Source organism: Aeriscardovia aeriphila (assembly GCF_002259595.1).
In the GTDB taxonomy this organism is placed as follows: domain Bacteria; phylum Actinomycetota; class Actinomycetes; order Actinomycetales; family Bifidobacteriaceae; genus Aeriscardovia; species Aeriscardovia aeriphila.
This window is the reverse complement of sequence record NZ_MWWU01000002.1, coordinates 682,496-705,572: the sequence shown is the minus strand read 5'-3', so window position 1 is coordinate 705,572 and position 23,077 is coordinate 682,496. Positions and strand designations below refer to the sequence as shown.

The window sequence follows — 23,077 nt, the reverse complement described above, 5'->3', positions numbered from 1 at the left end:
AGGTGCTGAGCGTAATAGCTTGCGCAACCCACTGAGCAATAGTTCAGTGGAATAGACTCAGCGTAACAGCTCGCACAAGCAGTTGTACGCAACAGAAAAGCTCACTGCTGAGCAGTGAGCTTTTTCATAACTCGTCAATGACTCGTCACTGAGTTGTTGCGAGGCTATCGAGTTTTCACTCAGAAACGGCCTTCTTGAGCAGGGAACCTGCGGAGAGCTTCACGCCGTAGCGAGCTGGGATGTTGATGGTTTCACCAGTACGTGGGTTACGGCCGGTGCGCTCTGCACGCTTAACGCGCTCAGCAGCGAAAACGCCAGTGAGCTTGAGGCCCTCACCGTTCTTGAGGGACTCGATGAGAACGTCCTGGAATGCGTTGATAGCAGCCTCGGACTGTGCCTTGGTGAGGTTGGACTTCTCAGCAACCTTGGAAACGAGATCAGCCTTGTTATATGCCATGGTGCACTAACTCTTTCTCTGTGGGAGCGGCTTCTTGTTCGCCGTCCGTTTACATAGCCGATATTACAACAAAAATCAGAAAAACTGTTGAATTTCCGCGGATTTTGGTCATTTTTTCTCACACGTTCACAAGTGCGAACAAAAATGAACAATCTTCACAAGAAAAACTGTCCTCCAGGCTCAAAACTGTTGAGAAACCGGCGTTCATGCAATAAAATATCGCGGTCAAGCTGGTTCAGCACAGTTTAGAGCAGACCATGCTTTTGCATGTGCTTCATGTACACATAACCCAAAGCCATGCGCACCCAGTAGGACCAGAAGCGGAAGAGCAGCGTTGCAGACACGGCAATTGGAGACGGCACACCAATACCCGTGAATGTCACCGACAACAGTGTCTCCACCGCGCCCAAACCACCAGGCGTTGGCACAGCAGTACCCACTGCATTCACCAGCAAGAACAGGAAGAGAGTTTGAATGAAATCAGCGTTGTAGCCGAAGGCGAGTAAAGCCGTCCAGAAGCTCGCTGCCAAAGTTGTGTTCTGAATAATCGAACCAAACACCGACAAGCTCAGAATCGACGGGTGGGAGAACAGGATCACCATTTGATGACCGTAGTTCTTGATTTGAGGAACAACGGTAGTGATAATCCAATGTCGGCAGCGAGGGATGAGCATCACCACAGCAATAACCGCGGCAACAGCCCCAATAACCAACAGAACAGTCTTACCAGGAATAGCGTTCTCCAAGCCAGCCTGACCATAAGCCAAGCCCAACACAATGAACATGAGGAAGGTAGTCGTAAACTCAGCCACCGTATCAGCAGTAGCCGTGGCAATAGCTTGCGTGGTATCCATGCCAATCTTCTTCAAAAACAGCGTGTTAACGGTCAGCGGACCAGCAGCTGTCGGCATGGAAACGGCGGTAAAGCTCGCTACGGCCTGAGTGCCAATAATGCCATCGATATTCTTGCGACGACGATCCTTGTCGATAAAGATACCGAAAGCCAGAGCAGAACCCAGCCAGGAGATGAGCGAGAAGGCCAAAGAAATAGCAGCCCACAAAGGATTAGCAGTTTTCACTGCCTCGATCATCTGCTCCAAGTTAAGCTGAGTGAACAGCGCGACCATCGCCACCAGAAGCAGGACGATACTGATGAACTTCTTCGCGTTGAAACGGGAGAGATTCGTCGTCGTCTCGCCCATCTCCTCAACAGCCTCTTTCTCACTCAACGCTTCTAAGCGAGACTGCAGGGCCTTCATCATTTTGCGCGAGTAGCCAGGAATCTGCTTGGTCGCACTCGGCACAATCACCGTCTGAATATACGGAGAAAGCGAGGCGAGTGTTGCATCCGAGCAGGTGGGGCGCAGCACCTCGACAGTTTTATCAACGCCTAAGGTTGCTGCCAGCATGACGAGCAGCTGGACGCGGTCAACGGCGATATGCAAGCTCGACGAAGCGAGGTCCGCCATCTCCCAACCAGCGAGAACAGCAGTGCCCATCTCCCCGTTGGCGAGGCTTTCCAGCGAGCGCTTATCCAAATCCATCGTCTGGTCGCTGCTCGTCGGCTCCTGAGGGATGATACCCACGCAGGATGGGGTGATATTGCGATGGGTGATGCCAAAGCGGTGGGCCTGCTCCATCTGCTCCCACAGTTCGCGAATCTGGGCAGGGGAGGCAGAAGTGAGGTCGAGAGAGTGAATGTGATGATGCGGTTGCGCGGATTCAAACACAAGGAAGGTCGATTCGCCTGCATCGCCCATGCCCACTACTTGGACGGGGGAAATATTGTGGCTGGCCAGAGCCATGAGTACGAGCATGTGATGTTCCGCCGTTTGACGAACGGAAGTGTCATGACGAATGGTGATGCCCTGAATCTTCAGGGAATTAAGCCACTGGGAAATGTAGCCTCCCGTGTGGCGCTGTTCGTCGAGGACGGAGACGGTGTAACGTGCGCCGTCAGCATTCTTCATATGGTAAATGCGAGAAATGGCAGACAGGTCATCCGAGAAGCTGGCGTGGCTCTTTGCTCCCAGATTGATAATCTTGTCAACGTCGTCTTTACGCGAAAGCTTGACGGGGTCGAAACCAATGCGGCGCAATTCGGTGACGAGGTCTTGACCCCACAGGCCTTGGCTGCGCGTGCCGAAAGCGTAACGGCACACTTGGCCAATGCACAAACCCAAGAAGAGCGCCATTGAAGCCGCAGAAATTCCCGCATACGAAGTAATGAGATCAAGAATGAGCAGGATGGCGAAGGCGGAGTTTACCCAACGCAGTTGGTGGTCGCGCGTCCTTCCCGTAGCGCAGGCGAGCAGGGCGGTGGTGGCTACGAGCAGCTCGAAAGTTCCCACGCCAAAGATGGCGGGCTTACCTGGGATTAACAGTGAAGAGAATTGCTGACCCAACAGATGGAAAAGCAGCGTGATCAGCGATCCGATGGCAAGGCCGGCGCTAAAGCTCACTGCTGAAGCGAGGGTTCTCCACCATTGGCGAGTCATCAACAGTCTGGAGAAGACGACAATCATGAGCACGAGGATGACGGCGGTTTGTAGCAGCGTCATCGGTAGGCCCAACACCCAGCGCAGGGCGGAGAGGGTGCTCACACGGTTGAAGTCTTTTTGCACGCCGGAGGTGGTGGAGTGCAAGAACACTGCCAGGCCGATAACTCCTGCGGATAGCAGCAGCCACAAGCCTGCCCAGAGTAAGTCACGAGCGTCGCGTACGCGGCTGGGCTTGTGATCGGTAATCTCGACGGCGGTGTTCATACAATTCTCCTTCGCACTCTTCTTTCATTGTGCGCGAAAATCAGGCGGAATGCATCAGACTGGAGGATGAAACCGCCCAGAATAGGAGTTGAAACTCACAATTGCTGGGCGGTGAATATGCAGTTTTCTTCGGCAGAGTAAATTTCAGGCGTTGTCAGGGTTCTGAGTGCCGTGCTCGAAGCGAACCAACTGGCTGGCCACACCCGTGTAGGTGTGCGGGGTCAGCGCGAGCAAACGCTGTTCATCTTCCTCAGGCAAGTTGAGCGAGCGAACGAACTGTTCCACATCATCCTTGTTGATGCGATGGCCGCGCATCAGCTCCTTGACCTTCTCGTATGGGTGATCCATTCCAGCAACACCTTGCAAGCTCAAAGCGCGCATCAGCGTTTGGATCGGCTCGCCCAAAACCTCCCAGTTTTCCTCGAGCTCTTGAGCCATCTTCTCCTGATGAGGGTGAACTTGAAGCAGGCCTCGATGCAAGTTATGTAGTGCGAGCAGCGAGTAGCCAATAGCAGCACCCATATTCCTTTGCGTGCTGGAATCAGTGAGATCACGCTGCCAGCGTGCCTCAACCAAAGTCTGGCTCAAAGTGTCCAAGAAGGAGCAGGACAGCTCGCAGTTTGCTTCCGCATTCTCAAACAAAATTGGGTTCACCTTGTGGGGCATGGTCGACGAGCCTGTCGCACCCTTGACTGGAACCTGAGTGAATACGCCACGGGAAATATACAGCCACATATCCACGCACAGGTTATGAATAATCCTGTTGATATGGCTGATAGTGGAGAACAGCTCCGCATCCCAATCATGCGACTCAATCTGTGTGGTCAGCGGGTTCCACGTCAAGCCCATGCGCTCTTGCACGAAGCGACGAGAAATTTCCTGCCAATCTACATCAGGCAAAGCCACATAGTGTGCGCCAAAAGTACCCGTAGCACCATTGAGCTTGCCCAAATACTCTTGGTTTATCAGCTTTCGACGCTGACGAGTGAGACGGTAGACGAAAACAGCCAATTCCTTACCCAACGTGGTCGGGGTTGCCGGCTGTCCGTGCGTCATTGCCAACAAAGGAAGGTCGGCAAACTTCTCACTCATGGAGCTCAGTAGGTCGAGAACTTCATCAAACTCGGGAAGCCAAATGCGCTCCACGCCTGCCTTGATGCAGCGCGCATGGGAGAGATTGTTAATATCCTCCGATGTGCAGGCGAAGTGAACCAGCGGCTGAACGTGAGACAGCTCAGTAGGGTGCCCCAACGCTTCCTCGGCTTTGTCGAGGTAAGAGTCGATGTAATACTCCACCGCCTTCACATCGTGGTGAGTCTGAGCTTCGATGCCCTTGAGCGTTTCGATGCCCTTCTCATCAAACTGCTCAGGAATAGAGCGCAAATATGCTTTCTCTTCCTCGCTGAACGGCTTCACGCCAGGAATCACTGATTCCCCGTTATTAGCTTCAGCCAGGAAGATCATCCACTCGGTTTCCACGACCATACGCTCACGGTTGAGTGCTGGCTCGGAGAGGAACTCGACGAGCGGGTGAGTGATGGCATGGTAGCGCCCGTCCAAAGAGGTCAGGGCAATCTGGTCGATATCCGCAAGTTTCATACCTTTAAGCCTATCGGACAGGGTAGTTTTCCTCTCACCACCCTTCAGCATCACTATCCGCCGTGAGCAAGCCTTCGAAGAACAGCGTTTTCTCCACTTCGCCTCCAAACTCGCGACTAAATTCCTCACTTGCTTGAGCAGCGGCAGGCGAGCCAGAGTCGATGGCATCCTGCCAGTTTGCGCGGTGGAAGTTCATCCCATGCGTCGCCGCTGGTGAGTCGCTCATCTTGAGCCCCTGTTTGTTGAGGGTGTTGGGAAGATTTTCAGGCCGTTTCATCTGCCCTCGAACCGTCACCCAGTTGTCCCGCTTCGGGTTGTCCATCGCGTCCAGGTGGGAAACCAGTTCGCCTTGGGTTTCGCTACTGGTAACGCGCACGTTGTCCGGTATGCGATGCCCAGCTATAGGAGAGCCTGCGGTAATGACATGCGTGATGGAATACTTCGACGGCTCTTCGGCAAGCGTCGCGGCAATAATTCCTCCCTGAGAATGGCCGACGAGGGCAACAGGCTCGGTGGCGGGCACTCCTGCTTGGCGCATCGCTTCCTCGACAAAACGTGCACTCGCCGCCTGCTTGCGCTGAACAGGGAGGGAACTCATCAAATCGAGATTTCTCAGCCACCCAATGGGCGCCGTCGTATTGGTTTGGGTGCCCGGAATATACACCACCCATGACCTCTGCCCGTCACCGTTGCGAATGGCTTGCACGGCCACGGTGCTGTGCGGCTTGTCCCAGGTGGCGTTGCCCAGCTTTTCCAGGTTTCGGTAAGCCCCGGAGATATCTGCCGCCCCGGTCAAGCTGGTCGGTGCTTGAGCAGCAGGGGAAACGCTGAGATTACCACCGTACACAGCATTGCGGATGCCATTTCCCGTCAACCCCAGTACTGACGCCATATTTCCCACGACAGGCGAGCCTGAGGCGGCAAACTGTTTGCCCGCTCTCACCCCGTCCTCGCCATAGCCGCTGAGAAGGCGCAGAACATCCTGCTGGTAGGCATCAGTGCCATACCAGAAACCAAAATTCTCTGCACGGGAACTCGGGCTTGAGCCTGCTGGTAAGAGCATGCTCGTACCGCTCGAGTTCGCCTCACTGGTAGCCAGGCCGGTGGAAGCTCCTGCGGAAAACAGGGAATTAAGGTTTGCCGAACCGCTTATATAGCTCAAGATTGTCACTTCGACAGAAGAGTACAGACCTGAAGCTCGCGCTAACGCCGTGGCAAGAAACTCGCTGTGCTCCTGAGTTTCCTCCACAGCCTGGAGAAGGCTCGCCAGAACGAGTTGAAGCTGATCCACCAGAGTTTGTGCAGCCTGACTATGCCATCCCAGTTGCGAATGCGGAGAATCAGCCAGATTCGCATACTGGCAGAGCATGCGCGTACGTGCCGTGTTCTGCGCTTGAGCCATAGCGTAACGCACACTCGTGTCGAGCTCAGTCGCAGTGTTTCTCGCAGTAAAACACAAGGAGCTCAACTGAAGCATCTCCTCAGTGTCAACGCCGTAGCGAGCAGAAGAAACATGGGCGAGGGGAGTTACTGAATCGGGCATGGCAGACCTTTCTCAAACAGGATAGTCGCGGCAGCTCAGGGAGGTGATAGTTGTCACTGGTACAGCTTCGCAGCGCGGAGCCGCGTTAGGCATATTCTTCAACGCTGCAACATAATGCGTCGAGTAGCACATACGAGTTGTACAGCTCATCCACTTGAGCGCGGTAAGCGCTACTCGCACGCCCATACCAGGAAGAGTCGCGCGCTCGCTGGCAGAGCACAAACCCTTCATCGGCAACAGTGTGCAAACGAGTACACAGCGCGCGTAGCTGCGACTCGAGTGCAAAGCCCGAGCTCACGCAGGAGGTGAGTTGATTCATCTGTGACACCCGTGCAGGAAAGCTGCAGGCGGTGACACTGCTTGCGCTCTCAACTGGCAAGCTCAGCTGTGGTTGAACAGTCATGCTCCCAGTCAAGCGCAATAAAGGGGAGCAAACAGAAAAAAGAAAGGCCTGTGGACTATTCGATGAAAATAATCCACAGGCCTTGTGCCAGTCACGAAATTGCGCTACTCACCACGGTTTTTGCGTATCACTACTCGTGCTCGACTGCTTATCCGAAGAGTTGTTCTTCAACAACTGATCCATCTGCTGCTTCTGCTGCTCTTTTTGCTGGGCATCAGAATCCGACTGGTGGGACGAGTTCGCATTATTTGCAGAATTCTGCTTCTTCGCCGAGCTCGCCGTGCCACTCTTGCCCTCCACCGTTGCCACAGCTTGAGCGTACGTCATTCCATCATTCATATGCCTCAACAGTGTTGCCAGACGATCAGACACCTGCTGAGCCTGAGAATACGCAGCGTGCAAGGACGGCGTCTGGTACCACGAGGACGACTGAGCGTCAGCTAACTGCGCATCCGCCTGCTCCTGCTGAGCCTGAAGGGTGGCAATATCGGGGCTCTGGCCTTGCGCCGCCTTCACTGTCGAGCTCAAAGTGTGGGCGATATTCGTGTAATTGCGCGCGGCAAAGAAGTTGGCCAGTGATAATCCTGAGATAACCAGTAACAGTACCAGCACGATGGCGCTTACCGTGCGGCGAATGACAGGATAATTCATAGGAACCTCCTCATCCTGGCTACATCAACACCCAGCTCCCAGATTGCCAGGACGGCAATAATCAGAGCAAAAGGCCAGACCATGTAGCTGCGAACAGCGCGACGCCTCGTGCTCTTCTCCACCAAGAAACGAGAAGAAGCGTGGCTCTTCAGCGAATCGAGTGACTGAGAGCCGTCGACCTCGTCCACCGACATCTCATCAGCAATGCTCTTCAACGTGGAAGCATCCATACGCGAAATGGCAGGCTTCTTCGTATCTGGGTCATTCACCCACCCGTTCGGGCTTGTCGGAGAAGCGCTGCGGCTGATCTCGCGAGTGTTCTGAGCAGTCACCAAAGGAACCTGACCGCCCTGAGCCGAACCCACGGAGATCACCGCGCCGCCATCGACAAACTCACGCAAAGCCGAGAAAGTGCGGCGCTGGCGAGAACTCGTCGACTCACCATCCGAGAGGTAGTAGAGGACGATGACGTCATGGGGGCGCTCCGCATGAACATCCTGCATCGCCTTAATCAGCGTGTCGAGAGGCTGATCCAGCGAAGAGCCAGCGGAAACAGCAGTCGGCTCGACCTCCAGATTATCAACCCAAGAGAGCACCGCCTCACGATCAGCAGTCACCGGAAGGTCAATGTTGGCCGAAGAAGCGAAATTGATTCCCGCGTAGCGAGCAGAAGGGTAGAGCTTCATCACGTTTCTGATAATCTCGCGCGACGCACTCAAACGAGTGACAGGCTGAGCCTTACCAGGAAGGCGAGCATCACCAACAGCGATCGAACCCGTGGTATCCACGGCGAAGAAAACATCCGTCTGGTTCACCGCAGCACTCGTCGTATTGCTCACCTGGGTAGGGCCAAGCGAAGCGGCCAGAAGGGCGAGCAGGAGAAGGCCACGGCGCAGCCAATCCCACACCAGCGCATCATTATTAGCGCGACGAGCAGTAAACAGACTCACACCCACCACGAAGCTTGCCACGACGATGACGTCAAGCAGGAGAGTGGACCACCAAGCGCCAGTGACGGGCAAGAAAACAAAATCAGAAAATTGGATCATTATCGTCTCACCCACCCGGCAACAAGGAAGAGGACAGCTGCACAGAGCATGCCCACAATCAGCCACCACTGCGGCTGATCGACCACATCAGCATCCGGATTCGTCTGCGAACGGCTCTTCTGCTGCTCAATAGCGGTCACCAAGTCAGCCACCGAATTATTGGCGCTGCGCACCTGGAAAGTGCCGCCTAAAGCAGTGGTTTGCGCCTTCAAATCTTGTGCAGCAGCGGACTGAACGTCAGTACCGGTAAACAGTGTATCGACGCGAATCGAGTTGAGCTCAGTCAAATGCAGGGCCTGACGCAGCGAATACACCGGAGTGCCGGACAGCACGTTATCCGTGGCGAAAACGATAGAGGTTGGCGCCACACGGTTTTGCTGCTTGGTCGCGGTAGCCGAGAAGTTCGGAGCCATGGCCGCACAGGAGACGAGGCCATCGCCAATCAGCGAAGTGGAATCCTTACGATCCTGCGTGCCCTCGAGCCAGTCAGAGATATTCTGATAATCTTGCTGGCTCATATTTTCGATAGACTTCTGGTTTTCCACGCCTTTGAGCGCGCCTAAAGCCTTCGTCAACTCTTTTTTGACGAGGTGGTAGTCGCTGGTGAGCGGGAAAACGGTGCGGCTGGTCGAGTTGAAAATGCTCATGCCGATTTTTTCCGTGCGGAAATGATCGATCAAATCCAGGTAGGTGGCGATCACTTCGCGGTCGAAAGGCAGCGCGGAGCCAGAAACGTCGAGGCAGAGGATGATCTGGCGCGAATGGTTTTGCGACGCCACTTGATTAACAGCGCTCGGTCGTCCCGTCAGCCCCACAGCAGAAACCGTCAAACCCAGAGCGGCAAGCAGGCTCACTACGCTGAGCACCACGTAGCGGCGCATGCGAGCAGCATACGGGGCGCGCTTGAGAAGCTGCTTGACCGACCAGACCATCGGCTGCTCGGGGGTGCGAGGGGCGAGATGGCGGGTTTTCGCCAGCGCGCGGTCGAGTGTGGACTGTGCAGAATCAGCGTTCTCACCAGTGCCCTCGCGAGCTTCCTTGCGCTTCTGCTGCGAGAACACGCGCTTGCGCCACGCGCTAAAAGTATGCGAGCGATTCATCAACCACGAGGCGATGAGCACTCCAGCGAGCACGAGCAGCGCGGCCAAACTGAACAGGAAAAGGACGAGAGGCCAGCGGAATGTCACATTCATCGGTTATTCCACCTCTCAATCAAATTGTTCACCCAATTCATCGCTGCAGCCACACTCGCCTCATCTGCCGCAGCATTCGTCGCCGCATGAGCAAACTCCGGCGGGTAGAGAGCAGCAATCGTTTGACGCAGCTGTTGGAACTGCTGCTTGGAGCCCAAAGGAACACGCTGGTTCAAATCCAGCAAGGTACTCGAACTCAGGTCAACTCCTAAGCGGCTGGATGCAAAGTTTCTGGCAATCTGGGCAAGGCGAGAGTATGCCTCCGCCTCGGAAATAGTGCCCGAGTTAAAGTCAATACCCACCTGGGAGACGAGCTTTTGCCAGTAACGCATGTCATGATGGGCTTGCTTCTTCTCCGCCTTCACTTTTTCCTTGCGGCTGGCAGGTAACACCAGCAGCACCACGGCAATAACAGCGCCCAAGATTGCCACAATGCCCACAATCAGGTACGCCCACATATGAGAAAGAGCGGGTAAAGCCCAAAAACCTGTCGTCATCACTTCCCACCCTTCTGCGCAGTGGCGAGCAGGGATTGATGAGCGTGGCGCGGCGATTTCATACTCGTGGAAATCAGTTTCAGCACGGTGTCAATCATCTCTTGGCTCGAGCTGGCACTCACATAGGTGTCTGCATGGCGGCGCAACTGTAATCGCAAGGCTTCATTGAGCGCAGTGCGACGACGATCCAACTCTTGCGACAAGCTTGCATCCCTCAAAAATGCTGGCATCTTACGTCCTGTCGAAGAATCAGTGAGCAGTGGCCAAGCGGAATCGAACGGGTTAAGCGTTGAAACACCCACGACGACGAGAGCATGGTCTTGCGACAGCTGAGTCATCAACTGCGTCTGCTCAGTAGTCAATGCTGTGGCGTCGGTTGCCAACACGATCAAACCATCCTGGCGAGGAATTTTCTGCGCATAACGCAGCAAAGCCGTCAAGTCGCGCGGAGCAAAGGCCCTGCCTTCCACGGCATCGCGCAAAGTCGTGTCAAACTTCGCGTAACCACCGTTAAATGGCAAACGCGAAATCGTACCCGAATCAGCCAACACCAGCGAGATTTCATCCGAACGACGCAGCGAAAGCAGAGCAAAGAGGCGCAGTGCATTACTGGCCACTTGCAAAGCCGTCTCACCCGAGGGCGTAACGCTCATCATTTCCTGGCCGGTGTCGAGCAGCAGCCACGAGGTGGAAATCACATCTTTTTGGCGGTTGACCACAATCGGGCGGGACAGGCGTGCCGAAGCCTGCCAATCTATAGCCTGTGCGGAATCGCCAGCCTGGTACTCCCTCAAATCCAAGAAGTCAAAGCCATTGCCGGACATGTCGGACTGATGCTCGCCCTCCAACAAGCCCAGAGCATGCTGGGAGAGGGGAAGGGTGAGGCGCGAAGCAAACGATTCGACACGCGAGCGGAAAAGAGCCTGTTCCTCCTCAGCAAGTGAGGGAGAGTAAGGAGTACGCTCAGTTTTCCTCATGGTTTTCCTCATGGAATAGGAACCACCTGCACTACGCGGTCCACAATCTCATCGCTGGTCACATTGTCAGCCAAAGCCTCGAAGGTGAGCAAAATACGATGGCGCAGAACCTCATGAGCAAAAATCTTGATGTCTTCGGGGATAACGAAGTCGCGGCCATTCATCAAAGCGAAAGCCTGACCAATACGCACCAAAGCGATGGAAGCACGAGGAGAAGCACCCAAACGCACCAACTGCGCCAAACCATCGATCGGGCGAGGGCCAGAACCGCGAGTCGTGGAGACCAAGTCCACCACGTACTGCTCGATCTTTTCCGAAACGTGCACGCGACGAGCAGCGGTACGCAGGAACTGAACATCATCAATGCTCAACTTGCTGCCACTCATATTTGGCGTGTCGGAGCCGCGCTGAGCGAGAAGGTCAAGAATCTGACGCTCTTCCTCGCCGCTTGGGTAGGTCATCACCGTCTTCATGAAGAAACGATCCATCTGCGCTTCTGGCAGATTGTACGTTCCCTCTTCCTCAATCGGGTTCTGCGTGGCGATCACCATGAAGGGGTTTGGCAGTTCGATGCGCTTGCCACCAATGGTGATAGCGCGCTCAGCCATAGCTTCGAGCATGGCCGACTGTGTTTTTGCCGAAGAACGGTTGATCTCATCGAGCAGCACGACGTTGGCGTTGATCGGGCCGACATGTGTGGTCAGTTCGCGCGACTGGAAATCAAAAATTTGGGTTCCCACCAAGTCGGATGGCATCAAATCTGGTGTGCACTGCACGCGAGAGAAGGTACCGGAAACGCTGTGGGCCAAGGTCTGAGCGGCGGTGGTCTTTGCCAGGCCAGGAACGGACTCAATGAGAATGTGGCCACCGGCAATCAGCGTGGTAATCAGGGACTCGCGCAGCATCGTCTGGCCGACGACCTGGGAGCTAAAACGCTCGCGAAGCTGATTGGTCAGTTCCTGTGCGCGAGCAGAATCTTCGGAGGTCAACAGTTGAGGAGTGTTGACCTGAGCGCTATTCGTGAATAAAGACATACCTTTAGACTAGCGGGAACAGAGGAATCTCAGCCTTATTTCACTCAAATTCTGCCGATTTGTGCCTAACTTTTACGAGATTTTGCAAATATTCTGAGTTTTCTCTCGGTTTGCTGATTGCTGAGCTTCTGGTTGGTTGCGCGTTGGACTTCTCCTCGGTCATGCGCCGGGCTGGTTCACTAGCTGCAGGCAGTAACAGTTTTCTGGTCGAGCGTGACGTAGCCTGACAAGTTGAGGCCTAAAACTCAGCAATTTCGTGGCTGGGAAGCGACCAATCGACAGGCTGAGCACCCATGCGAATAAGCGCCTCATTAGTGCGAGAGAAAGGATGCGAACCAAAAAAGCCATTACGCGCAGACAGAGGCGAAGGATGCGCCGACTCGATGACAAAAGCGTTGGTCAAGCGCGGGGCCAAACTCCTCGCATCTCGACCCCACAAGATTGCCACTAACGGTAAAGCTTTGCCGTGAGAATCGCGACGAGAATTGAGCACCTCAATCGCTCGGTCTGTCACCTCCTCCCAGCCTTTACCGCGGTGACTGCCAGACTTGCCCGCCTCAACGCTTAAGCAACGGTTGAGAAGCATGACACCTTGATGCGTCCACGGCGTCAGATCGCCATTATCAGGAATAGCAACGCCTAAATCGTCGACAAGCTCCTTATAAATATTGCGCAAACTTGCCGGAATCGCGACTCCAGGTGCGACCGCGAAGGACAAGCCAATCGCGTTGCCGGGAGTGGGGTAGGGGTCCTGGCCGACAATGAGCACCTTCACCTGATCGACGGGAATGTGAAAAGCAGCGAAAATACGGTCTCCCGCTGGCAAGGTGCGGATACCCTGCTTGGCCTCATCGCGCAAAAACTGGCCCATCTTGCGGATGGTGGGTTCGACGGGCTCGAGGGCGGTTGCCCAGCTGGGGTCCATTATGGCGGAAAGCGGAAGAACAGTGCTCATAGTTGTGAGGATAGGCGGATGGCTCAACGAGTTGGTGAGTACCCGCGGATGAGCGTGAGGAAAAGTGTGTACAAATGGGGAGTGCTCTTCCTCTTGGCCAGTTGCTCGGTAGAATCGAAAGCAGTATAGAGAAGAATGCCCTGCGCCACGGTGAGTTTCACAGTGATAATCTCTGTGCGTTCGTTGCAGCGAGGTTGTTGCCTCGTGAATGTCACAGCAAGATTGTCACAGCGTTTGCAGCGGTGGTACCTAAATGGCACGGCATGAAGACTGAGGTGATGAGATGGCCGATAAGCGTTCTGGAGCGAAGTCCGCGTTTGACGATGATTTCGAGAATCCACCCGCAGGTCCTATCGGCCTGCATCGTGGCAAGCCGAGTGGTTGGGCAGTGACTCGCCCCTACGTTCTGACGCTGGTCATCGCCGTTTTGCTGGGCTTGTGCACATACGCTTGGGTTTCTGGTAAGTTCTCCTTCTTGAGTCGTCCGCAGGTGACAACCTCCTCGTCGGCAAGCTCGAGCAAGGAATCTCGCAAGATTGACAACGAGAAGAGTGCAAAGAAGGATACTGCCAGCTCGCAGTCCTCGAGCTCCTCCAACTCTGATCAGAAGGACGACCAGAAGAAGGACGATTCGCAGAATCAAGACCAGCAGAACCAGCCAGCTGCACAGCCTGTGAATCAGGGTGCTCAGGTGGGCGTGTATAACGCTTTGGGCGCTCAGTATGGTGCTCAGCGCAATGGTTACGCTGGTCGTCAGGCTCAGGTGCTCAGGAACGCCGGTTATACCAACGTCAGCACGGGCAACTTGCAGACTACCGCTCCAACCGCTAACACGGTGTGGTATTCCAACGATGCAGATAAGTCCACTGCTGAGGATGTCGCCGCAAAGTTTGGTATCACCGCTGTTCAGAAGGTCGATACCGCGCTGGATTACCCGATTGAGGTTGTGTTCGTGTCGATGTGAGCGTGACTCTGAGGTTTGCGTACGGTGGTCCTCAACGGTGTTGATGAGAGCCGCACTGGTAATCAGGGTCAGTTGTGAGTGATGACTTTCGCCCTGGTTTACAGTTCTTCCAAGGAATTGCGAGCCAGGGTATTTTTCTTTCCACCACATAGTCATCTGTGCGACTAGAGTAGATGTATCAGCTCTACAGGTTCACGAAGTGCAGTAGCAATTCCCGGTACGCTGATATTAAGGAAGTATTTCATGGCAACTGGTACCGTCAAATTCTTTAACGCGACCAAGGGCTTCGGTTTCATCACTCCTGATGAGGGCGGTGACGACGTTTTCGTTCATTACTCTGTGATTCAGGCCGACGGTTACCGCACACTGGATGAGGGTGACAAGGTCAGCTTCGAGGCTGAACGCGGACCGAAGGGCCTTCAAGCTACAACATGCACGAAGTTGAACTGAATTCAGCTCTGGGTATAGTCAGCCGCCTGCGCGCGCTAACGAAGAAAGAAAACTGAAGATAACACTGACGAAAATAGTGGAAAATCAGTGATTGAGCCCACACATGCGTGTGGGCTTTTTTGTTCTGGGAGAAAGAACGCCGAAATTTGGCACTCGTAGCCCGGGAGTGCTAATCTCTCTTTTAGCACTCGCGGGGTGCGAGTGATAATTACGCAGCTGACGGCGTAGTACTCACACCCGTTGAGGCACGTTCCACATTTGTCATTGGAGGGAACATGGCAAAGATTATTGCTTTTGATGATGATGCTCGTCAGGCTATGCTCAATGGCCTCGATAAGCTCGCCAACACCGTGAAGGTCACCCTGGGACCAAAGGGCCGCAACGTCGTTCTCGACCGTTCTTATGGCGCACCGACCATTACCAACGATGGTGTTTCCATTGCTAACGAAGTCGAGCTCGAGGATCCACTCGAGTCTGTCGGCGCCGAGCTGGTCAAGGAAGTTGCTAAGAAGACTGATGACGTCGCAGGTGACGGCACCACCACCGCAACCGTTCTCGCACAGGCTCTCGTGCACGAAGGCCTCAAGAACGTGACCGCAGGCTCCAACCCAATCGCCCTGCGTCGCGGCATTGAGAAGGGCGCACAGGCCATCGTGAACAAGCTCGTGGCCAACGCTGAGGAAGTGGAGACCAAGCAGCAGATTGCTGCAACCGCAACCATTTCCGCTGGTGACCCAGAGATCGGCGACAAGATCGCTGAAGCACTCGACAAGGTCGGTGAGGACGGCGTTGTTACCGTTGAGGACAACAACAAGTTCGGCCTCGACCTCGAGTTCACCGAGGGTATGCGCTTCGACCGTGGTTACATCTCCAGCTACTTCGTCACCAACCCAGACGAGCAGACTGCAGTTCTCGACCACCCATACATCCTCCTGACCTCCAACAAGGTTTCCAGCCAGCAGGATGTCATCCACATCGCTGACCTCGTGATGAAGTCTGGCAAGCCACTGCTCATCGTTGCTGAGGATGTTGATGGCGAGGCTCTCGCAACCCTGATTCTCAACAAGATTCGTGGCACCTTCAACTCCGTCGCCGTCAAGGCTCCAGGCTTCGGCGATCGTCGTAAGGCTATGCTGCAGGATATGGCCATCCTCACCGGTGGTCAGGTCGTCTCTGATGAGCTGGGCCTGAAGCTCGACTCCATCACCAACGACGTTCTCGGTACCGCCGACAAGGTCATCATCTCCAAGGAAGAGACCACCATCGTCAACGGCGGCGGCTCCAAGGATGATGTCCACGCACGCGTTGAGCAGATCCGTGGCGACATCGAGCGCACCGATTCTGACTACGACCGTGAGAAGCTGCAGGAGCGCCTGGCAAAGCTCGCCGGTGGCGTTGCCGTCATCAAGGTAGGCGCAGCTACCGAGACCGAAGCTCGCGAGCGTAAGCATCGCATTGAAGATGCTGTCCGCAACGCTAAGGCCGCTATCGAAGAGGGCTTGGTCCCAGGCGGCGGTGTTGCACTCGTTGCAGCTGCTCAGGAAGCTGAAGCTGAGCTTGAGAAGCTCGAGGGCGACGAGCTCACTGGTGCACAGATCGTTCTGCGCGCCGTCCAGGCTCCAATCAAGCAGATCGCTGAGAACTCCGGTGTTTCCGGTGACGTGGTGATCAACAAGGTTCGTAGCATGGGCAAGAACGAAGGCTTCAACGCTGAGACTGGCGAGTATGAGAACCTGCTCACCGCTGGCGTTGCTGACCCAGTCAAGGTGACTCGCTCTGCTCTGCAGAACGCTGCTTCCATTGCTGGCCTGTTCCTGACCACCGAAGCTGTGGTTGCTAACAAGCCAGAACCAAAGCAGGCTCAGCCAGCTCAGAACCAGATGGGTTACTGATCTGAACCCACCGAGGTTCATATAACGTAGGGACGCTTCATTCCCACAATGACAAGGGAGAAACGAGGGAACTCGTTTCTCCCTTTCGTTTTCTTACACACTCACCGAAGAACGTCACGCAACACCATCAGCACAAGGGGAGAAGCTGAAGCGCGCGGATCTGCGGCGTGGATGGTTACTCGTCGCAGCTTCTTTCGTCTGGCTCGTCTGACTCGCCTTCTCGCTCACCATCTTGCTCGTCGGAGGCATCTTGCTCGTCAGAAGCATCTGGCTCGTCAGACTCGCTTTCGTTCTCGTCGTCCTCCCAAATATGGTGCGACCAATTGTCGAGTTCCCATTCGAAGCGTAGCTTCTCCTGGCTAGGGTCGAGCAACACATTGTTCAGTTCGCAGGTCATCAACCTATCAAAAACAAGGTAGGTTTTGAAAATCCCGTTGATCGACTCGATATCCTTACTGCGTGCGGAACAACGCCACAATTGGCTGATAGCACTGGGTGATGCCTCGGTAGGGCTTTCCATCTGTCCAAAAGCAATGAACTGTTGCAAACATTGCCGAGAGAGGTTATACACGCTCATCTTCATCGCTTCGCAAGCAACAAGCTTAAGCTCAGCATCGCTGAGATGAGCGGCGTCGAGTGCAGCGTTACCTTCTTGATTTGCACGCATCATATCTGCATCTTCGATCACACGGTGATACTGCGAACACCAATGGCGAACCGTATTCGCTGAAGAAATATGATTGCGTTGTGCTACTTCTCGATAGCTCTCGTCAGAGTGGAAATACTCGGCGACCACATGCAATTTGAACGCACGAGTATAGCTGCGATGTGAACGAGAACTGCTCTCTGCGACTGGCTCCATTGCCACGCCACCTTAGGTTCTAAGTTAATGACGACTAAGAGTCACCTTCACTCTACGCCTATACAAGCCGGGCGGTAACATGAACAATGGAGCTGTTGCCGTATTCACACCTCGTTCGTCATCGCAAATCGTTGCTAATCAAGGCTTATCCCTGATTGCGAGAAAAATACAAAACATAGTTCACCTCCTGCAAAATCCGGGAGTGTCATCACTGAGCGAACAACCTGCTCGCCTGATTCTCCGTCTCCTCATACAGCATCGACGCCTGCGACAGCGAGTTCTGAATCGACTCCAGCGAAGCCTCCATCTGCGTTTGCGCCGCTCTCCACTGCTGAGCAACAGCACCAAACTGGGTGGCAGCCGAGCCTGTCCACACACTTTGCAGTTGCTGAAGGTTCGCATACATGGCTGATACAGCCGAGCGAATTTGACCGATAGAAGCGCTCACAGCCGCAGAACTCGAGGCGATCTGCGCAGAATCAACCTGAAAACTCGTCATGATAATCCTTTCTCGTCGAGGTTTTCGTATTTCGCCGGTATGACGGTTGTCACATTTGCCGGTACACTGAGCGTATGAACAAGAACAAGCGCGAACATGTTTTTTCTTCTCCTGTGGATAATTTGGCATTCCGCCGCATTGTGGCAGCTTTTCTTGCCCTGGTAGCGCTTGTCGCCTTCGCTATTACTCCCGCTTTTGCTGATGATGAAGCCGACTCTCAAGAGGACACCAGCCTGATTAGCACATCCTCCATTGTGGATACGCAAAATCTGCTCGGCTCAGCAATGTCCCAAGTGACCGATGCCGTGAAGAAGGCGAAGAAGGAAACAGGAGTCACCATCCTTCTGATGTACTTGGGTACTTTCAACACGAAGAAATCAGCGGTCGACTGGGCTCATGATCAGTTGAACCAGGCAAAGCCCAAGCCCAACACCGTTCTTCTGGCTCTTGCCTCCCAGGATGGCAAGCTCGCCGTCGTAGCTTCAGACAACTCTCAAGCGTGGCTCAAGGACAAAAAGACTATCGCTGCTCTTTCGAACGCTGCTGCGCATCCGTTGGTTGCGCATAAAACTCCTGATTGGCCAGGTGCTGCAACTGCTTTGGCTAACGAAGTGATTGCGCAGAAGAAGGCCAGTGATTCTGCCCCCATGTGGAAGGCGCTGAAGATCGCCGGTGTTGTTCTGCTGGTGCTGTTGGGCCTTGCTGTGGTTGCCTTTGTGGTCTGGCTTGCGTCTCGCGGTGTGTTCTCTAAGCAGCACGCGGGTCGCCACTCTGGCCAGCCTGTTTCTGCAGGTACCTCGGCCGAAACTTCTGTCAATGCTTCTGCCGATTCCGCGGTTGAAGGCAGCTCGCAACAGGAGGCGGAAAAGACTGACGCCGCTACTGATTCTACTGACGCTGCCACTGATTCTGCCCGACGGTTCCGCTGACGCTTCTACCAACTGACACCGGCCGCTCAGCCGCTCGGCCGCAGGTATCAAACCACAAGCCGCAGGTCGCAGTCTGCAGGTCGCAAGTCTCGCAGTCTGCAGGTCGCAAGTCTCACATCTGCAGGTCGCAGGCCGCAGACCGCAGGTCGTCGGTATAAGAGGAGGGGGAGAAGCTTCCTCGTACTGCTAATCTGGATACTTTCTGTGAATTTGCGTAAAGCCTTCTGTTTCTTAGCTAAAACCGACTCGATCTGACATACCATTAAAAACAACAGGTCGAATCACCTTCCGTCGCACATAATGCAGCGCCACAAACCGGCATCAAAGAACACGCAACACGAGCAGCGACGGAAGCGAAAACGAGGAGGCACCATGGCTGACAGACGAGTAGAAGCAACGATCGCAGTAGTAGACGACGAACCATCCATCCGCGACCTTCTCACCGCATCTTTGCACTTCTCCGGTTTTGACGTCGTTTCCGCAGCAAACGGCACCGAGGCCATCAACGTCATCGAGAAGTCGCGTCCTGACCTCATCATTCTGGACGTCATGCTCCCAGATATTGACGGCTTTACGGTAACACGCCGTATCCGCAACGACGGCATTACCGCACCGGTCCTCTTCCTCACCGCGCGCGACGACACGCAAGATAAAGTGATGGGCCTGACGGTCGGCGGTGACGACTACGTGACCAAGCCATTCAGCCTGGAGGAAGTAGTCGCCCGTATTCGCGCCATCTTGCGCCGCACCCGCCAAGATGAAGAAGACGGCCCGGTCATCTCGGTGGCTGACTTGGAGATTAACGAGGACTCCCATGACGTCTCGCGTCACGGCGTCCCGGTGGACCTGAGCCCCACGGAATACAAGCTTTTGCGCTATCTGATGGACAACTCGGGCCGCGTGCTCTCCAAGGCCCAGATTCTCGACCACGTTTGGCAGTACGACTGGGGTGGTGACGCAGCCATCGTCGAATCCTACATTTCCTACCTGCGCAAGAAGATCGACGGCGTCACCTACAAGGATGAAAACGGTGAAGAACAGCAGGTCGTCCCGCTCATCCAAACCAAGCGTGGCATTGGCTATATGATTCGTGAACCTCAACAGGGTCGTCGCTAATGCTGCGTAAGGCTCTTCATCTCGATTCGATTAGCCTGTCTACCCAGCTTATCTGCTTGCTTCTTTTCCTGCTCTCGGTGGGCCTGTCAGCAGCCGGGGTGGCCACTCGTCAAATGGTGTGGGGCTACATGCTTGAAAGGACGGATCAGCAGCTGGAAAGGCAGGCTTCTCTTGTCATCTCCTCGGTTTCACAGCTCAGCTCCTCGGACCCCGCAAACCACGCTCTGACGGAGTATTTCCTGCAAATTCGCGACGGCAGCAATAAGATTATCAGTACGCCTTTGTCACCTTCGACTCATGACGGCGCTGTGATCTGGCCTTCGTTGCCCGCCAGCGGTTCTTCTGCATCCTTCGGTTTTGGCCAGCCCGTCACCGTCTCCGCGCAGCTGATCAAGCGCGGTTCAGGAACGTTGAGTGTGCAAGATGCGGCCAGCTGGCGTGTGATAAAACTCAAATGGGTCGATACCGAAAATGACACATCGGGTATCGCCTACCTCGGTTTGAGCTTGGCTGACGCATTGGATACCTCCTCAGCAATTTCGCGCTACTTTATTTTGGTGGTTTTCGCCATTCTCATCATTGCCATGGGCTTGGGCACCGCCGTTATTTCGCGAACCTTGCAACCGCTGAAAAAGATCGAGAAAACCGCTGCCGCCATTGCTGCAGGCGACCTTTCCCAGCGCGTTCCTTCCGCTCCGGTGAGTACGGAAATCGGTTCGCTTTCTGCATCGCTGAACACGATGCTCTCGCGAATTGAGGAGAGTTTCCAGGAAGAAGAGCGTACAAACGCGAAGATGAAGCAGTTTGTTTCCGACGCTTCCCACGAGTTGCGTACGCCGCTCGCCGTCATTCATGGCAACGCGGAGCTTTACCATATGCACGCTGGCCTTCCGGTGGAAGAGCGTATCGAAGTGGCTGAAAAGTCGCTGGATAATATTGAGCGCTCTGCCTCACGTATGACCTTGCTGGTTGAGGACCTTCTCAGTTTGGCGCGTATGGATGAGGGCAGGGGAGTCGACCGCAACCAGCAGGTTCGCCTCGATGAACTGCTCTTGGATAGCGCTGAAGACCTTCATGCTTTGGACCCGAGCCGCCACATTCGCGTCGGCGAGCTCACCTACAAGATGGGCGGACGCATGCTTCCTGCGCAAACGGGGAATGAGCAGGCAAGCGGCAAGAAGAAAAAGCAAGCCCCTGTTTATATTCCTACTGCCGAGCCTCAGTTTAGCGAAGGCAAGCTTTCTGAGATCACTCTTCGCGGTGACTCGCAGCGTTTGAGGCAAGTGATTACCAATATTGTGGGTAATATCCACCGCTACACGCCGTCTGACTCTCCGGTAGAGATCGCTTTGGGCCACGTCAGCGCTCAAATTGAGCCGCAGGTGGTCAAGAAGTTGCAGCCTCAGGCGAGCACGACCCAGCAGATGGAATACGCGATCGCTATGGCGACGAACCCGCAGGCTGATCCGGCAAGCATTCACCCTTACGCTGTGATCCGTATTAGCGACCATGGCCCTGGTGTGAGCGAGGACTCGCTGAGCAAGTTGTACGAGCGTTTCTACACTGCTGATGCCTCGCGCGCCCGCGAAAGGGGCGGCACCGGCTTGGGTATGGCTATTGCTCTGTCGGTGGTCAAGGCTCATTCTGGGGCGATCGTCGCGTCCACAACCGATGGCGGAGGATTAACACACACCATTTATCTTCCGACGCAGGAGATGAGCAGTTCTGGTAATCTGAACACGCATGAGGCATAATTTCGCACGAGCTCGCGCTTTTCGTCTAGAATTGTGAGGCAGTGATACGTGAGAAAGGATGCATATGCCTACGGGAAGAGTAAAGTGGTTTGACACTGACCGCGGTTATGGGTTTGTCATCGATGACAATGGCAAGGACGTGCATCTGTCAAAGCAAGCTTTGCCAGCAGGCGTGCACACGCTGAAGAAGGGTACGCGCGTCGAGTTTTCTGTTGTCGATTCCCGTAAGGGGCCCGAAGTGATGGACCTCAAGATTGTGGGAACCCGCCAGTCTATCGTTGCCGCGACGAGGCCAAACCCAGAAGATATGGCCGCCATTGTGGAGGACTTGATCAACGTTTTGAACAAGGCGGGCGGTGAGCTGCGCAGGAAGCATTACCCATCGGAGCAGGAATCTCGCCAGATGGCGAAGTTACTGCGCGCAGTTGCTGATAACTTTGACGTTCCTGAGTGAGTAACGCTTATCAAGGATCGCAGATACTCCATACGCGGAACAATTCGAGGAAAGTGAAAGCAGTGAACGAAGAACACGGTGATAATCTCGCTGGCCATACCAGTGACATCCCACAGCTGGTTCAGAAGGCGCGAGCAGCTGCAGTCGAGTACGCTCAAGATGAGCAGGCCGTGGGAGAATTCCTCGAAAGAAGCGAAGTAGATGACAATGTTTACGACTTCCGCTTCGACTCCCAGCTGCGCGGATACGAGCATTGGGTGTGGGCAGTCAGCATGTTCCACGACGTCGAATTTGACGAGTGGACCATCAACGAAACAGCTTTGCTACCAACATCTGCTTCGCTTGTAGCACCTCAATGGGTGCCTTTCCGTGAGAGGCTCGAGCCGCAGGACATCAACCCTGATGACCGCTTGGGTACAGCGAAAAATGATGAGCGCCTCGAAGAAGGCATGAGCGAGGAAGCGGATGGTGGCCAGATGCTTGATGCTGAGCATCAGCCTCTGGACCCTGCTGACTCTCCCGATGATGTAAAGGAAGCGGTGGAAACCTTCCGCTTGACGCGTCGTCGTGTGCTCACCGGCCCAGCTTTGCAAGAAGTGGCAAAGCGCTGGTATGAGGGCTCGCACGGGCCAAAGTCCCTGTCGACACAGACGGCTCAAGGTCATCACTGCGATTCGTGCGCATTCTTCATTCCACTCTCCGGCTCGCTGGGTCGCTACTTTGGCGTGTGCGCAAACCGCTGGAGCCCTGATGATGGCAAAGTGGTCTCTATTGATCATGGTTGCGGTCAGCACTCGGATATTGAACCCGAGCAGCAGGAGGGCTTGTGGCCGGAGAATCAGCCGATTTATGACGACCAGCATATTGATATTCTGGCGCGCACTGCGCGTGTGGATCCGCCTGCAGCTGATGTGATTGAGAATTTGGAGGAAGAGGATCAGAATACTCTTCGCGACGCGTCAACTGATTGAGCGCGCTGATAATCCTGAGGAGTGTTGATAACCTTTATTCCATAGCGCCAGGAGCTGAATGCT

Annotated in this window: 22 protein-coding genes and 1 pseudogene; 8 read left to right on the top strand and 15 right to left on the bottom strand. The window is 54.7% G+C overall.

Translation table 11 applies throughout. The features are described from left to right. Positions 1 to 175: 175 nt before the first annotated feature. The 12 genes from AEAE_RS04020 to AEAE_RS03970 form a co-directional block, all read right to left on the bottom strand. Positions 176 to 457: an HU family DNA-binding protein gene (locus tag AEAE_RS04020; RefSeq protein WP_094689831.1), complete on the bottom strand. Its 282-nt coding sequence runs from the start codon at positions 455 to 457 to the stop codon at positions 176 to 178. A 245-nt stretch (positions 458 to 702) separates the two neighbouring features. After that, the gene (locus AEAE_RS04015) at positions 703 to 3,222 is read right to left on the bottom strand and encodes a lysylphosphatidylglycerol synthase transmembrane domain-containing protein (protein WP_094689830.1); all 2,520 of its coding nucleotides are present in this window, start codon (positions 3,220 to 3,222) and stop codon (positions 703 to 705) included. Positions 3,223 to 3,366: 144 nt separating this feature from the next. After that, entirely contained in the window at positions 3,367 to 4,821 is a 1,455-nt protein-coding gene (purB, locus tag AEAE_RS04010) for an adenylosuccinate lyase (RefSeq protein ID WP_094689829.1), read from the bottom strand. Positions 4,822 to 4,855: 34 nt separating this feature from the next. Beyond that, a complete protein-coding gene (locus AEAE_RS04005; RefSeq protein ID WP_094689828.1) occupies positions 4,856 to 6,364 on the bottom strand; it encodes a PGAP1-like alpha/beta domain-containing protein in 1,509 nt (502 codons plus the stop codon). Positions 6,365 to 6,449: 85 nt separating this feature from the next. After that, positions 6,450 to 6,683 (bottom strand): hypothetical protein, encoded by a 234-nt coding sequence (locus tag AEAE_RS06720; protein ID WP_148139959.1) that lies wholly within the window; start codon positions 6,681 to 6,683, stop codon positions 6,450 to 6,452. Positions 6,684 to 6,875: 192 nt separating this feature from the next. Further along, the gene (locus tag AEAE_RS04000; RefSeq protein WP_094689827.1) at positions 6,876 to 7,418 is read right to left on the bottom strand and encodes a DUF6466 family protein; all 543 of its coding nucleotides are present in this window, start codon (positions 7,416 to 7,418) and stop codon (positions 6,876 to 6,878) included. Further along, a complete protein-coding gene (locus AEAE_RS03995) occupies positions 7,415 to 8,467 on the bottom strand; it encodes a vWA domain-containing protein (protein WP_094689826.1) in 1,053 nt (350 codons plus the stop codon). Before AEAE_RS03995 ends, AEAE_RS04000 begins: the two co-directional genes overlap by 4 nt. Then, entirely contained in the window at positions 8,467 to 9,660 is a 1,194-nt protein-coding gene (locus AEAE_RS03990) for a vWA domain-containing protein (protein WP_094689825.1), read from the bottom strand. Before AEAE_RS03990 ends, AEAE_RS03995 begins: the two co-directional genes overlap by 1 nt. After that, entirely contained in the window at positions 9,657 to 10,157 is a 501-nt protein-coding gene (locus tag AEAE_RS03985) for a hypothetical protein (RefSeq protein WP_094689824.1), read from the bottom strand. The genes AEAE_RS03990 and AEAE_RS03985 overlap by 4 nt, the downstream gene beginning before the upstream one ends. Then, on the bottom strand, positions 10,157 to 11,134 hold the full coding sequence (locus tag AEAE_RS03980; protein WP_158520492.1) for a DUF58 domain-containing protein: 978 nt from the start codon (positions 11,132 to 11,134) through the stop codon (positions 10,157 to 10,159). The genes AEAE_RS03985 and AEAE_RS03980 overlap by 1 nt, the downstream gene beginning before the upstream one ends. Before the next feature lie 8 nt (positions 11,135 to 11,142). Then, complete coding sequence (locus AEAE_RS03975) at positions 11,143 to 12,168, bottom strand: AAA family ATPase (RefSeq protein ID WP_094689822.1); 1,026 nt, start codon at positions 12,166 to 12,168, stop codon at positions 11,143 to 11,145. Positions 12,169 to 12,406: 238 nt separating this feature from the next. Beyond that, positions 12,407 to 13,123, bottom strand: coding sequence for a uracil-DNA glycosylase (locus tag AEAE_RS03970; protein ID WP_094689821.1), 717 nt, complete (start codon positions 13,121 to 13,123; stop codon positions 12,407 to 12,409). A gap of 283 nt (positions 13,124 to 13,406) precedes the next feature. Between AEAE_RS03970 and AEAE_RS03965 the strand changes: the two genes are divergently transcribed. The 3 genes from AEAE_RS03965 (at position 13,407) to groL (ending at position 16,429) form a co-directional block, all read left to right on the top strand. Next, on the top strand, positions 13,407 to 14,087 hold the full coding sequence (locus AEAE_RS03965; protein ID WP_094689820.1) for a LytR C-terminal domain-containing protein: 681 nt from the start codon (positions 13,407 to 13,409) through the stop codon (positions 14,085 to 14,087). A gap of 243 nt (positions 14,088 to 14,330) precedes the next feature. Further along, positions 14,331 to 14,537, top strand: coding sequence for a cold-shock protein (locus AEAE_RS03960; RefSeq protein WP_094689819.1), 207 nt, complete (start codon positions 14,331 to 14,333; stop codon positions 14,535 to 14,537). A 275-nt stretch (positions 14,538 to 14,812) separates the two neighbouring features. Next, complete coding sequence (groL, locus tag AEAE_RS03955; RefSeq protein ID WP_094689818.1) at positions 14,813 to 16,429, top strand: chaperonin GroEL; 1,617 nt, start codon at positions 14,813 to 14,815, stop codon at positions 16,427 to 16,429. Between the two features lie 175 nt (positions 16,430 to 16,604). Here groL and AEAE_RS03950 read toward each other — a convergent pair whose 3' ends face one another. The 3 genes and pseudogenes from AEAE_RS03950 to AEAE_RS03945 all read right to left on the bottom strand — a co-directional run bounded on the left by AEAE_RS03950 (position 16,605) and on the right by AEAE_RS03945 (position 17,790). After that, positions 16,605 to 17,099 carry a hypothetical protein gene (locus AEAE_RS03950; RefSeq protein WP_244569614.1) on the bottom strand — a complete coding sequence of 165 codons (495 nt, stop codon included), beginning with the start codon at positions 17,097 to 17,099 and terminating at the stop codon, positions 16,605 to 16,607. 24 nt (positions 17,100 to 17,123) lie between these two features. Further along, a pseudogene (locus AEAE_RS07060) lies at positions 17,124 to 17,291 on the bottom strand (transposase); the annotation flags it as partial. A gap of 208 nt (positions 17,292 to 17,499) precedes the next feature. Continuing rightward, entirely contained in the window at positions 17,500 to 17,790 is a 291-nt protein-coding gene (locus tag AEAE_RS03945) for a WXG100 family type VII secretion target (protein WP_094689816.1), read from the bottom strand. A 74-nt stretch (positions 17,791 to 17,864) separates the two neighbouring features. On the opposite strand from AEAE_RS03945, the gene AEAE_RS03940 reads away from it, so the two are divergent. From AEAE_RS03940 to AEAE_RS03920, 5 genes are all read left to right on the top strand, one after another. Next, on the top strand, positions 17,865 to 18,719 hold the full coding sequence (locus tag AEAE_RS03940) for a TPM domain-containing protein (RefSeq protein WP_094689815.1): 855 nt from the start codon (positions 17,865 to 17,867) through the stop codon (positions 18,717 to 18,719). Between the two features lie 372 nt (positions 18,720 to 19,091). Beyond that, on the top strand, positions 19,092 to 19,835 hold the full coding sequence (locus AEAE_RS03935; protein WP_094689814.1) for a response regulator transcription factor: 744 nt from the start codon (positions 19,092 to 19,094) through the stop codon (positions 19,833 to 19,835). After that, a complete protein-coding gene (locus AEAE_RS03930; RefSeq protein ID WP_094689813.1) occupies positions 19,835 to 21,589 on the top strand; it encodes a sensor histidine kinase in 1,755 nt (584 codons plus the stop codon). The genes AEAE_RS03935 and AEAE_RS03930 overlap by 1 nt, the downstream gene beginning before the upstream one ends. A 64-nt stretch (positions 21,590 to 21,653) precedes the next feature. Beyond that, positions 21,654 to 22,043 (top strand): cold-shock protein, encoded by a 390-nt coding sequence (locus AEAE_RS03925; RefSeq protein ID WP_094690110.1) that lies wholly within the window; start codon positions 21,654 to 21,656, stop codon positions 22,041 to 22,043. A 62-nt stretch (positions 22,044 to 22,105) separates the two neighbouring features. Then, complete coding sequence (locus tag AEAE_RS03920; RefSeq protein ID WP_158520491.1) at positions 22,106 to 23,014, top strand: DUF3027 domain-containing protein; 909 nt, start codon at positions 22,106 to 22,108, stop codon at positions 23,012 to 23,014. Positions 23,015 to 23,077: the final 63 nt, after the last annotated feature.